The organism is Metabacillus sp. KH_069 (assembly GCF_057838075.1).
Genome location: NZ_CM174460.1, coordinates 2796697 through 2808800, shown reverse-complemented (window position 1 = coordinate 2808800; position 12104 = coordinate 2796697). Strand labels below are relative to the sequence as shown.

Sequence of the window (12104 nt, the reverse complement as noted above, 5' to 3'; positions counted from 1 at the left end):
CTTACTACTTGACAAAATGTAACATTTATTAGAAGTTAGTAAAAAGAGTATTTTCACTTTATTCTAAAAAGTGATTTCATACATATCCAACTAAAGTCGTGGGTTGTGACCAAGGAGGTAATTGGAATGGTTGAAGACATGAATGATGTAGAAGTAAAAACACCGGAAGTTGGTGACATTCTAAAAGGGATCGTTACCAAAGTGGAAGACAAACAGGTAATTGTTGAAATTGATAACGTGAAACATACTGGTATTATTCCTATCAGTGAATTATCCAGTCTGCACGTTGAAAAAGCTTCTGATGTTGTAAGTGAAAATGAAGAATTGCAGCTAAAAGTGACAAAAGTCGAGGATGAAGCATTAATCCTTTCTAAACGAGCAATTGACGCAGATCTTGCCTGGGATCAGCTGCAGACTAAATTCGAATCTAAAGAAGTATTTGAAGCAGAAGTCAAGGATGTAGTGAAGGGCGGCCTCGTTGTCGATCTTGGAGTAAGAGGATTCATTCCTGCATCATTAGTGGAATCTCACTTTGTTGAAGATTTTTCTGACTATAAAGGAAAAACACTGACACTTATGGTTGTAGAGATTGACCGTGAGAAGAACCGTGTGATTTTATCTCATCGTGCCGTGGTTGAAAAAGAGCATGGCGAAAAGAAACAGCAGAGATTAGATATGATTAAAGCAGGCGAAGTGCTTGAAGGAACGGTTCAGCGACTGACTGATTTCGGAGCATTTGTCGATATCGGCGGCATTGACGGGCTTGTCCACATTTCACAGCTGTCACATAACCATGTTGACAAACCGTCTGAAGTAGTAGAAGTAGGACAAAAAGTTCAGGTAAAAGTTCTTTCGATTGATCGTGATAATGAAAGAATCTCATTATCTATTAAAGAAACCCTTCCTGGACCATGGGAGAACATTGCAGATAAAGTAAAAGCAGGCGATGTTGTGGACGGCACAGTGAAACGATTGGTTTCTTTCGGTGCATTCGTAGAAATTCTTCCTGGGGTAGAAGGTCTTGTTCATATTTCTCAAATCTCGAATAAGCATATCGGCACACCGCATGAAGTGCTTTCAGAGAATGAAGAAGTAAAAGTAAAGGTACTCGACGTTAATGAAAACGAACAGCGCATTTCCCTAAGCATTCGTGAATTAGAAGGCCCATCTAAAGCTGATGAAGAGGATTACCGCAATTATCAGGCTAAAGAAGAGTCATCAGGTTTTCAATTAGGCGAAATGATTGGCGATCAATTAAATAAATTGAAATAAACGGTGATGAATGTGAGCAGAGCTAAGCGCAAGATCGACCATATACAACATGCTTTAAAAACAGGACAGCTAAGACAAAATGGATTTGATGATGTCATGTTTCTGCACCAGAGCTTGCCTGATACGGCTGTTCATCACATTGATCTTCACACTGAAATAGGCGAACTTGTTCTAAGTTCGCCTATTTTTATCAATGCAATGACAGGCGGAGGCGGAATAGAAACCGTCAAAATTAATGAAGCTCTCTCCTCCGCTGCAGCTGAGTGCGGAATTCCGCTCGCTGTCGGCTCCCAAATGTCTGCTATTCGCGATGCTTCAGAAAGACCTTCCTATGAAGTCGTGCGCAAGGTTAATCAAAAGGGACTGCTTTTTGCAAACCTTGGAAGCGAAGCAACCCCGGATCAGGCAAAAACGGCCATTGATATGATCGAAGCAAACGCCATTCAAATTCATTTGAATGTTGTTCAGGAATTGGTTATGCCAGAGGGAGACAGAGATTTCAGCGGTGCTTTAAAAAGAATTTCGGCGATAGCAAATGCAGCAGAGGTTCCGGTTATCGTGAAAGAAGTCGGATTCGGCATGAACCGTGAAGCGGCCGAGCAGCTGAGAGATGCAGGCGTGGCAGCCATTGATGTCGGTGGCTTTGGCGGAACGAACTTTGCAAAAATTGAAAACGAAAGAAGAAACAGACTGTTATCCTATTTCAATGATTGGGGAATTCCAACAGCCGTTTCAATAGCGGAGCTAGGTTCGTCGATTAAAGGCATTTCCATTCTTGGGTCCGGAGGCATTCAAAACGCGATGGATATAGCGAAAGCTATTTCTCTCGGTGCATCAAGTGCAGGAATGGCCGGTTTCTTTTTGAAAATATTGATTGAAGAAGGCTATGATGCACTTGTTTCTGAAATTAAAAACGTTCAGGATGACTTAAGAATGATTATGACAGCCGTTGGGGCAGAAAGTATAAACCAGCTACAGCAGGCACCCGTCATTTTATCCGGTCTGACTCATCATATTTTAACCGAACGAAACATCGACACAAAAGTGTTCAGCAATCGAATCATCGAAAAATAAAAATCCGCATCCTATTACAGGGTGCGGATTTTGTTTTGAAAAAAAGGCGCCGTATATTTGGCGGCTTTTTTGCTGCGGGAAACGAAACTTGATTGCCTATTTATTTCGGGCTCTTGATTCCTCTGGGCTTTCTAAAGATGTGGCTCCTTTGTAATGCAGCGATTCGATCTCGGTCGGATTCGACTCGTTTACTTGCTTTCAGCTTTTTTTCTTGACGGTCACGTCCCATTTCATATCCCTCCTTTTACTCCTTAGTATGACTCAAGCATCCGCTGCACATGAATTCCATTTTATGAGGCTTTGGATTTCCAAGAAACGCTGCAATGTATCATACGAGAAAGCTCATTTAATCAGCTATCTATACATAAACGTCAATTTTCACCCGAGATGTGGATTAAAGATCAAAAAATCCTCCCATAATAGGAACAATAGGAGTGAGGATCGTGGAAAATGTCTTTTACTATTGGATTTTGTGGGGAGCTTGGATTGTTGCGGCTTTTTTTCTTCAAAAATCCATCAGGCGAACATTGATATCAGTAATTATTTTAGCATTCATAGCATTTGGGGAACTATTTGTGGAGGTTTCTTCTTTTTCCGTTAGAGTTTCCTTTATTATGGCACTTTGTGTTGGGTATTATTTGGCCGCAGGCAGCATGCGGAAGGTTTATCACTTTTTTTCAGTGATGACGTTAACTAGTGCATATGCAGGTATTCATTTATTTGAAATCTTTGATCCCGTATGGTTTATGGTCGACCGCTTTTTTGTCATTATCGGGGTTATCAGTATATTAGCTCTTTATCTGGGGAAAAGTATGCGCGAGCGTTTAGGGCTTCTGATCCTTTCCATGAGCCAGGGAGAATTATTGTTTTGGGTCATCCTTGGAAAATTTCATGACGGATTAACAATTGGAACAGCTGATTATTTAAATATGGCTGCAATTGGTTTTTTTATCTTATGTACATGGACTTTTATAGAACAAGTGACGGCGTCATTAAATCAGCAGGTTCAAAAATCAGCAAGGGGGAAGCAGGCTTAATATGAATGAATATACTCTTCCGATATTATTCGGTGTTGCTTTTGGTGTGGTTTCAAGACTTTATATGCTGCGCACAGATTACAGACAGTACCCCACGTACCTGCACGGGAAAATCATTCATGTTGCATTGGGATTTATTGCTGCAGGGCTTGGAACGATTGCCATACCAGCTATTATGGAGGAAGAATTTACTGCCATTACTTTTCTGACGCTTGCTGCTTCGCAATTCAGGGAAGTGAGAAATATGGAGAGGAATACGTTAACTGAGCTGGATCGATATGAGCTTGTTTCAAGAGGGAGCACATATATTGAAGGGATTGCCGTTGCGTTTGAAAGCAGAAATTATCTGGTCATTTTCACTTCTTTAGTGACGACGTTAACTTATTTAGTAATAAACATCTGGGCAGCAGCCGCTGCAGGAGTCATTTGTCTGATCGTATCAAAAAAATTAATGGCAGGAAGCAAATTGAAGGATATCGTACATATTGAATATAAAGAACCTCATTTTGAAGGTGCAGGATTATATATAGATAACATTTATATCATGAATATCGGGATACCTGCCAAACAGGAAGCTGTATTAAAATATGGCATGGGCTTTATTTTGACTCCGAAAAATTACAATGCAAGAACGACAATTGCCAATTTAGGACAAAGACAGGCGATTCTGCACGATGTCTCAACTGCGCTTGGAGTCCACCGGGATTCAGGTGAACCATCCTTAGTACCGCTTGCTAAGCGTGATTTGGATGATGGGAGAGTAGGAGTATTCGTCCTCCCTCAAGGAGGAGACATTGAGCTTGCCAAAACCGTTATAGGGGAAGTCCCGACACTTGAAAATGCGATAAGAATGCCAAGTGAGTCTAAAGCGAATAATGAAGGCAGGTCTAAACATTGAGTACATCACTTGAAAAATATATTCTGGCAGCTGTAACGACAAGCCCTGAAAAAGTAACAGGAGGGACAGCCGTGTTTGTAGTCAAAACAAAAGAAGAAATGGATTTTTACGCAAAAAATCTAGAAGCCATTTTAGATGGAATCGCACACGGAATCGGCGAAGATCTGTACATTATTGTAAAGCATTGAGTTGTACAACATGCTAAACTCTGCTAATATATAAAAGTTAAGCCCTTCCCGAAAATAGAGAAGGGTTTCTTTCATGAAAAGGGAAAGCTTATAATGTAAGAGATGAACTTATATGTTGCCCGCATTAAAATACATAAACTGCAAGCTGAAAGGAAAGATTGCTATGGCTAAACCGGTAATTGCAATCGTCGGCCGCCCGAATGTCGGGAAATCGACGATATTTAATCGAATCGTTGGCGAGCGTGTGTCAATCGTCGAAGATACACCAGGAGTAACAAGAGACAGAATATACAGTTCGGGAGAATGGCTGAACTACCAATTTAATTTAATTGATACAGGCGGAATTGATATTGGAGATGAACCGTTCTTAGCTCAGATTCGTCAGCAGGCTGAAATTGCGATCGATGAAGCGGATGTTATTATTTTTCTGACAAACGGACGCGAAGGTGTGACTTCTGCTGATGAGGAAGTGGCAAAGATTCTCTACCGCAGCAAAAAGCCTGTTGTGCTTGCTGTAAACAAAGTGGACAATCCTGAAATGAGAGCAAGCATTTATGATTTCTATGCGCTTGGATTCGGAGAGCCTTTCCCGATTTCCGGTTCCCATGGACTGGGCCTTGGAGATTTGCTTGATGCAGTAGCTGAGCATTTTAAAAATATCGTGACAGAAGAGTATGATGAAGAAACAATCAAATTCAGCTTAATCGGCCGTCCAAACGTTGGGAAATCTTCCCTGGTGAATGCTCTTCTTGGAGAAGACCGGGTAATCGTCAGCAACATTGCAGGCACTACAAGAGATGCGGTTGATACGAGCTACCGATATGAAGGCCAGGATTTCGTTATTATTGACACCGCCGGCATGAGGAAAAAAGGGAAGGTATACGAGTCTACTGAAAAATACAGTGTTCTCCGCGCCTTAAAAGCCATTGACCGTTCAGATGTCGTGCTCGTTGTGATTGACGGGGAAGAAGGCATTATTGAGCAGGATAAAAAAATTGCAGGCTACGCACATGAAGCTGGACGTGCAGTCGTGATTGTCGTGAATAAATGGGATGCAGTTGATAAAGATGAAAAAACGATGAAAGATTTTGAAACAAACATTAGAGAGCATTTCTTATTCCTGGATTACGCTCCAATCGTTTTCTTGTCAGCAAAAACGACCCGCCGTATCCATACACTGCTGCCAAAAATCATTCTGGCCAGTGAAAATCACTCTCTGCGTGTTGAAACAAGCGTCCTGAATGATGTCATTATGGATGCTGTAGCGATGAATCCTACGCCTACTGATAAAGGGAAGAGATTGAAAATTTATTATGCTACACAGGTTGCAGTTAAGCCGCCGGCATTTGCTATTTTTGTAAACGAACCAGAATTAATGCATTTTTCATATGAGCGATTCCTGCAAAACAGAATCCGTGATGCATTTGGTTTTGAAGGCACACCAATTAAAATTTTCGCAAGAGCAAGAAAATAATAGGGGTGAATAGGGATGGAACGAATTGCCGTTCTTGGTGCAGGCAGCTGGGGGACAGCGCTTAGTATTGTACTTGCAGATAATCATCATGAAGTTAGACTTTGGGGACATCGCAATGAGCTCATTCAGCAAATAAATGAAATACACCGGAATCAAAAGTATTTGCCTGATGTTGAGCTTTCAGATGCCATTAAAGGCTATACAGATTTAACAGAAGCTCTGAATTCAGTGAATATCGCGGTTTTGGCTGTTCCGACAAAAGCAATAAGAGAAGTTCTGCAGGATGTTATCAAAGTAATTGACCATAAATTGACAATTGTGCATGTCAGTAAAGGAATTGAGCCTGATTCCCTTCTGCGCATATCTGAAATCATTAAAGAGGAAGTGCCTGAAAACCTGCTCCAGGATGTAGTGGTTCTATCAGGTCCAAGTCATGCTGAAGAGGTAAGCTTAAGACAGCCGACAACGGTAACATCATCTTCCGATAACCTTGAAGCAGCAGAGCTTATTCAGGACTTATTTATGAATCAGCATTTCAGAGTGTATACAAATCCTGATGTCATCGGAGTTGAGATTGGCGGAGCTCTGAAGAATATTATTGCACTTGCAGCAGGAATCACGGACGGTCTTGGTTACGGGGATAATGCCAAAGCTGCTCTTATTACGAGAGGACTTGCTGAAATAGCGCGTCTTGGCAGTATAATGGGCGGAAATCCATTAACGTTTTCAGGACTAACAGGTATCGGAGACTTAATCGTTACATGTACAAGTGTACACTCGAGAAACTGGCGGGCCGGCAATTTGCTTGGTAAAGGCCAAAAGCTTGAGGATGTGCTTGAAAACATGGGAATGGTAGTAGAAGGCGTCAGAACAACAAAGGCAGCCTATCAGCTTGCCCAAAAATATGATGTGAAAATGCCGATTACAGAAGCTCTGTATGATGTATTATTCAACGATAAAGAAGTAAAAGATGCCGTTGATTCGCTGATGGCCAGAGTGAAAACACATGAAATGGAAGATCTTGTGAATATAAGTGAAAATCGCTGCTGACTTATGTGGCATAAGGGGCGGAACGTGCATAGTATAGCTTGAGTTTGTGAAAGAATAACAATCTTACTCATGAAACGGACCACTAGGTGCAAATGCGTAAATCCCACTATAGCATTGAATCACATACTTACGTTTCCTCTCTGCTTATAAAAATGGCTTACTTAATCCACGAAAATAGGCATTAGAGGATGCAAATGCTCTGAAATTCGCATAAAATGCATCGTAGTAAATTATGAGTTGCTCTAATCAATGGGATCCGATTAGTCTGAAGCAAAAAATGGCTGAAGTAAAGCTGCCCCCTCTTTACTTCGGTTTTTTTTGTCATGAAAACGGACAAGCCTGGTGTTCCGCTTGGGTGGAGTTCATACATAGAGAAACTGTTATTTATTCATACCGGACTCGGCTTAAAAATCAAGATTTCAGCTAAATAGTGCATAGAACGGCTAAATAAGCAGAAATCCAGCTGGATATAATGGGATTTCAGCTTATAAAAAGAGGTGGCTAGATTGAGATTTCTTATCTGCCTGTCGGGGCTAAACAGGCGATTCCGCTTTTCTTGTGATATAATATTTTCGGATAATAAGGGGAGGTAAGGGAATGAGTCCAGCGTTGATGAAGATGTGGATTGCTCTCGCTTCAATGGGGTTTATGTTTGTTGCGATTATATCAATCTATTTCAGCAGATTTAAAATGAAAGGGTTTTTAAAGATTGCTTTTGCGGCAATTGCCTATTTTTTTATGATTCTTGCAGGATTATTAATCTTTTTCGTTGTGTTCAGCGGACCTGTTAATGAATAATGAACTTCACTATAAAGGAAGATTTTCATGAAAAAGCTTGCTTCACTATTACCTGTTTTTTTAATCATGACACTGCTTTCAGGCTGCTTGTATCCTGATCAGGAGCTGAGCCAGAATCAGGTTCCGTATGAAGATCAGATAGCAGGGGTACAAAACACGGTTGACCGGTTTAAAGAAGATTCCGGAGGTCTGCTTCCAATTAAAACGAGAGATATGGAAACGCCGATCTATCAGAAATACCCGATTGATTTTGCCCAGCTTGTGCCGAAATACATGGCTGAACCCCCTGGAACATCCTACGAAAGCGGCGGAGTTTACTTGTATGTTCTTGTTGATGTTGAAAAAAATCCGACGGTCAAACTGATTGATCTCAGAATTTCAGAGGAAATCCGTGATTTAAAAACAAGATTAAATGTATATAAGGCATCCAACGGCTATCCGCCTTATAAAGATGTTGTAGCTGAAAATGTGTTTACTTTGGACTATAAGAAGCTTGGCTATGAGGAAGCTCCTCATGCTGTAAGCCCTTATTCAGGAGAAATACTCCCTTTTGTGATTGATAATACGGGGGAAGTGTATGTTGATTACCGCATAGATTTGAATAAAGCATTGAGCGAAAAGAAAAATAAAGCCGCAGATGGTGAAGATATAAGAAATCTATTGGTCGCCGACTCTCCGTTTGTTCCGGCATTTTCCTTGCCGTATACCGTCAATGAAAAAAATGAACCTGTCTTTTTAGATAAATAAGTCATGAACCCTTCTTAAGAGAAATAAACTCTGAAAGAAGGGTTTTTCATTTTTTAAAATCATATAAGAAAAATGAAATGAAAAAAATTTCAGATCACTGTCATAAATAAATAGGACAACGTCATAAATATATAGTGTCCTAAAACACGAAGAAGCAGACGGTCAATAACCCAAGAAGCCTATGATCGGGAGGGGATCACTTGGAAAAGGTAGATATTTTTAAGGATATCGCAGAGCGCACTGGCGGCGATATCTATCTCGGAGTAGTGGGAGCAGTAAGAACAGGCAAATCTACTTTTATCAAAAAGTTCATGGAGCAAGTCGTGCTTCCGAATATTGATAATGAAGCAGATAAGGCACGGGCGCAGGATGAGCTGCCGCAAAGTGCCGCTGGAAAAACCATCATGACGACAGAGCCTAAATTTGTTCCGAATCAAGCGGTTTCAATCCATGTTGATGAGGGACTTGAGGTCAATATTAGATTGGTAGATTGCGTTGGTTATACGGTACCCGGGGCAAAAGGGTATGAAGATGAAAATGGGCCTAGAATGATTAATACTCCGTGGTATGAGGAGCCGATTCCTTTCCATGAAGCAGCAGAAATCGGCACACGCAAAGTGATTCAGGAGCATTCAACAATCGGTGTCGTCATTACAACAGACGGCTCAATTGGGGAAATTCCAAGAAGAGATTACATTGAAGCTGAAGAGCGTGTCATTGAGGAATTAAAGGAAGTCGGAAAACCTTTCATCATGATTATTAATACGGTTCAGCCGTATCACCCTGAAACAGAAACGCTCCGAAGACAGCTCAGTGAAAAATATGACATTCCGGTTCTTGCCATGAGTGTTGAAAGCATCCGTGAAACAGATGTCATGAACGTTCTCCGCGAAGCGCTGTATGAGTTCCCTGTGCTTGAGGTAAATGTAAATCTGCCTAGCTGGGTTATGGTACTCCGTGATAATCACTGGCTGCGCGAAAGCTATCAGGAAGCAGTTAAAGACACTGTCCAGGATATCAAGCGGCTCAGAGATGTTGACCGTGTGGTCGGATATTTCAGTGAATATGATTTCATTGACCGGGCAAGCCTTGCAGGCATTGAAATGGGGCAGGGGATCGCAGAAATCGACCTTTATGCGCCGGATGATTTATACGATCAAATATTAAAAGAGGTTGTTGGAGTTGAAATCCGCGGAAAAGATCACTTGCTTCAGCTTATGCAGGACTTTGCCTATGCAAAAGCAGAATATGATCAAGTATCTGATGCGCTCAGAATGGTAAAACAAACAGGATACGGCATTGCAGCACCGGCACTCAGCGACATGAGCCTTGATGAGCCGGAAATTATCAGGCAGGGTGCAAGATTCGGTGTGCGGCTAAAAGCTGTGGCCCCATCGATTCATATGATTAAAGTGGATGTGGAATCAGAATTTGCTCCGATTATCGGAACAGAAAAGCAAAGTGAAGAGCTCGTTCGATACTTGATGCAGGATTTTGAAGATAATCCGCTGTCCATCTGGAATTCAGATATTTTCGGACGCAGCCTGAGTTCAATTGTGAGAGAAGGCATTCAGGCGAAACTCTCATTAATGCCTGAAAATGCAAGATATAAGCTGAAAGAAACGCTCGAACGCATCATTAACGAAGGATCTGGCGGATTAATCGCGATCATTCTATAGAAGTCATACGAACAGATGACCACAAAAAAGTGGTCATCTTTTTGTCTTTAAAAATAGTTTTCAATCTGATGACAATAAGCTTACAAAATTTTATTTTAATAAAATTAATGTTTACATATATCCCAATATGTATTAGTGTCTTTAATAAGTTTTACATATTTCAAAATAATATTTGCATCTGCGGTTATTTTTTTGTAAAATAAGTTCTTAACGAGAATGCACGTTCGCAGAAAGCACCTTCACTTATTGATTTATATAGGTTTTATAAAGGTTTCTCCTTGCTTAGCGAAAAAGGATGTGTTAATCTACTATCAGAAATTATTTTCTGCATTGGTCGATTCTTCCTTGAAACCCAATATTCATGCGGAAAATCATTGAATTATAGCCGTTAATCGTATAAGATTAGCGTGTTAACAGTAAAATGCTTATCTATCATGTATAGATTTTGCATAATCTGTGAAGAAATGAAAATAACAGAATGCTTTTATTGCTTAACAAACAATCTTTGGGAGGAGGTGAAAGGCATGAATAAAACAGAACTTATCAACGCGGTAGCAGAAGCTAGCGAATTATCTAAAAAAGATGCAACGAAAGCGGTTGATGCTGTTTTCGATACACTTTTAGATGCACTTAAAAACGGTGATAAAGTACAATTGATCGGTTTTGGTAACTTCGAAGTACGTGAGCGTGCGGCTCGTAAAGGACGCAACCCACAAACTGGCGAAGAAATCGAAATCGCAGCAAGCAAAGTGCCTGCGTTCAAACCAGGTAAAGCTCTTAAAGACGCTGTTGCTGGAAAATAATGTGCTCTTACCCGTGTATGATGCATAAATTACATACACAAAAATGCCATGGATAGCCCCTTTTATAGGGGCTTTTCCTTTGTTCTGGAAAAAAGTAAAGACACGTCTGCAGCATAAACTTCAAAAGATGCATCATTCTTTGCTTTTAATCGCTTACCTATGCTAGAATCTGTATCAAATATATTGTTTTTAGGAGGATATGTATGGGGCAAATCAATACTCAGCAGATCGAAGAGGCGGTAAGGCTCATACTTGAGGCGATAGGGGAAGATCCAAATCGCGAAGGGCTGCTTGATACTCCTAAGCGTGTTGCTAAAATGTATGCCGAAGTATTCTCTGGACTTAACGAAGACCCAAAAGAGCATTTTAAAACCGTGTTCGGCGAAGACCATGAAGAACTTGTGCTGGTAAAGGATATTCCATTTCATTCGATGTGTGAGCATCACCTTGTTCCGTTTTTTGGCAAGGCTCACATTGCATACATACCAAAAGGCGGAAAAGTAACGGGTCTGAGCAAGCTTGCAAGAGCTGTTGAAGCTGTTTGCAGAAGACCGCAGCTCCAAGAAAGAATTACCTCGACAATTGCAGACAGCATTGTGGATTCATTAGAACCGCATGGTGTCATGGTGGTTGTAGAAGCAGAACATATGTGCATGACAATGAGGGGAGTCAAAAAGCCTGGAAGCAAAACAGTGACATCAGCAGTCAGAGGTGTTTTTGTAAAAGATCCTGCAGCCAGAGCTGAAGTATTATCATTTATTAAAGAATAAGGATTCGGGGGTGTACATATGAAAGACAACACAAATGATTTTTTAGTGATTAAAGCGGTGGAAGATGGAGTGAATGTCATCGGTTTGACCCGCGGATCGGATACTCGATTTCATCATTCAGAGAAGCTTGATAAAGGCGAGGTCATGATTGCCCAGTTTACCGAGCATACATCTGCAATCAAGATAAGAGGCAAAGCTATTATTCAGACAAGCTACGGTGAAATAGAAAGCGACTCCAGAAGATAATTTTCTGACGGCTGCAATTATGGTATAATATCTAGTATTCAGCTGTAACTATTTGTTGCTGTTGCTGG

At 40.9% G+C, this 12104-nt stretch carries 13 protein-coding genes and 1 pseudogene; 13 read left to right on the top strand and 1 reads right to left on the bottom strand.

What is annotated here, in order from left to right:
• Positions 1-126 precede the first annotated feature (126 nt).
• Together rpsA and fni are read left to right on the top strand one after the other, a co-directional pair.
• Complete coding sequence (rpsA, locus tag AC3ISE_RS14030; protein ID WP_489221465.1) at positions 127-1272, top strand: 30S ribosomal protein S1; 1146 nt, start codon at positions 127-129, stop codon at positions 1270-1272.
• Between the two features lie 12 nt (positions 1273-1284).
• Positions 1285-2346: a type 2 isopentenyl-diphosphate Delta-isomerase gene (gene fni / locus AC3ISE_RS14025; protein WP_489221464.1), complete on the top strand. Its 1062-nt coding sequence runs from the start codon at positions 1285-1287 to the stop codon at positions 2344-2346.
• Between the two features lie 96 nt (positions 2347-2442).
• Here the strand turns inward: fni and AC3ISE_RS14020 are convergent.
• Positions 2443-2575: pseudogene (locus AC3ISE_RS14020) on the bottom strand (YpzI family protein).
• Positions 2576-2789: 214 nt separating this feature from the next.
• Between AC3ISE_RS14020 and AC3ISE_RS14015 the strand changes: the two are divergent.
• From AC3ISE_RS14015 to mtrB, 11 genes are all read left to right on the top strand, one after another.
• Positions 2790-3383, top strand: coding sequence for a YphA family membrane protein (locus tag AC3ISE_RS14015; protein WP_489221463.1), 594 nt, complete (start codon positions 2790-2792; stop codon positions 3381-3383).
• Between the two features lies 1 nt (position 3384).
• Positions 3385-4281 carry a YIEGIA family protein gene (locus AC3ISE_RS14010; protein ID WP_489221462.1) on the top strand — a complete coding sequence of 299 codons (897 nt, stop codon included), beginning with the start codon at positions 3385-3387 and terminating at the stop codon, positions 4279-4281.
• A complete protein-coding gene (locus AC3ISE_RS14005; RefSeq protein ID WP_070877549.1) occupies positions 4278-4469 on the top strand; it encodes a capping complex subunit for YIEGIA in 192 nt (63 codons plus the stop codon). The genes AC3ISE_RS14010 and AC3ISE_RS14005 overlap by 4 nt, the downstream gene beginning before the upstream one ends.
• A gap of 163 nt (positions 4470-4632) precedes the next feature.
• Positions 4633-5943 carry a ribosome biogenesis GTPase Der gene (gene der / locus AC3ISE_RS14000; protein ID WP_070877548.1) on the top strand — a complete coding sequence of 437 codons (1311 nt, stop codon included), beginning with the start codon at positions 4633-4635 and terminating at the stop codon, positions 5941-5943.
• 15 nt (positions 5944-5958) lie between these two features.
• Positions 5959-6993 carry an NAD(P)H-dependent glycerol-3-phosphate dehydrogenase gene (locus AC3ISE_RS13995; RefSeq protein WP_489221461.1) on the top strand — a complete coding sequence of 345 codons (1035 nt, stop codon included), beginning with the start codon at positions 5959-5961 and terminating at the stop codon, positions 6991-6993.
• A gap of 597 nt (positions 6994-7590) precedes the next feature.
• A complete protein-coding gene (locus tag AC3ISE_RS13990; RefSeq protein WP_070878173.1) occupies positions 7591-7791 on the top strand; it encodes a DUF2768 domain-containing protein in 201 nt (66 codons plus the stop codon).
• 27 nt (positions 7792-7818) lie between these two features.
• Positions 7819-8538, top strand: a complete 720-nt coding sequence (locus AC3ISE_RS13985) for a hypothetical protein (RefSeq protein ID WP_070878171.1) — start codon at positions 7819-7821, stop codon at positions 8536-8538.
• A 200-nt stretch (positions 8539-8738) separates the two neighbouring features.
• Entirely contained in the window at positions 8739-10217 is a 1479-nt protein-coding gene (gene spoIVA, locus AC3ISE_RS13980) for a stage IV sporulation protein A (RefSeq protein ID WP_070878169.1), read from the top strand.
• 524 nt (positions 10218-10741) lie between these two features.
• Positions 10742-11020: a non-specific DNA-binding protein Hbs gene (gene hbs, locus AC3ISE_RS13975; protein ID WP_029280242.1), complete on the top strand. Its 279-nt coding sequence runs from the start codon at positions 10742-10744 to the stop codon at positions 11018-11020.
• Positions 11021-11223: 203 nt separating this feature from the next.
• Positions 11224-11790 carry a GTP cyclohydrolase I FolE gene (folE, locus tag AC3ISE_RS13970; protein WP_070878168.1) on the top strand — a complete coding sequence of 189 codons (567 nt, stop codon included), beginning with the start codon at positions 11224-11226 and terminating at the stop codon, positions 11788-11790.
• Positions 11791-11808: 18 nt separating this feature from the next.
• Entirely contained in the window at positions 11809-12036 is a 228-nt protein-coding gene (mtrB, locus tag AC3ISE_RS13965; protein WP_133310347.1) for a trp RNA-binding attenuation protein MtrB, read from the top strand.
• The last annotated feature ends 68 nt before the right edge of the window (positions 12037-12104 follow it).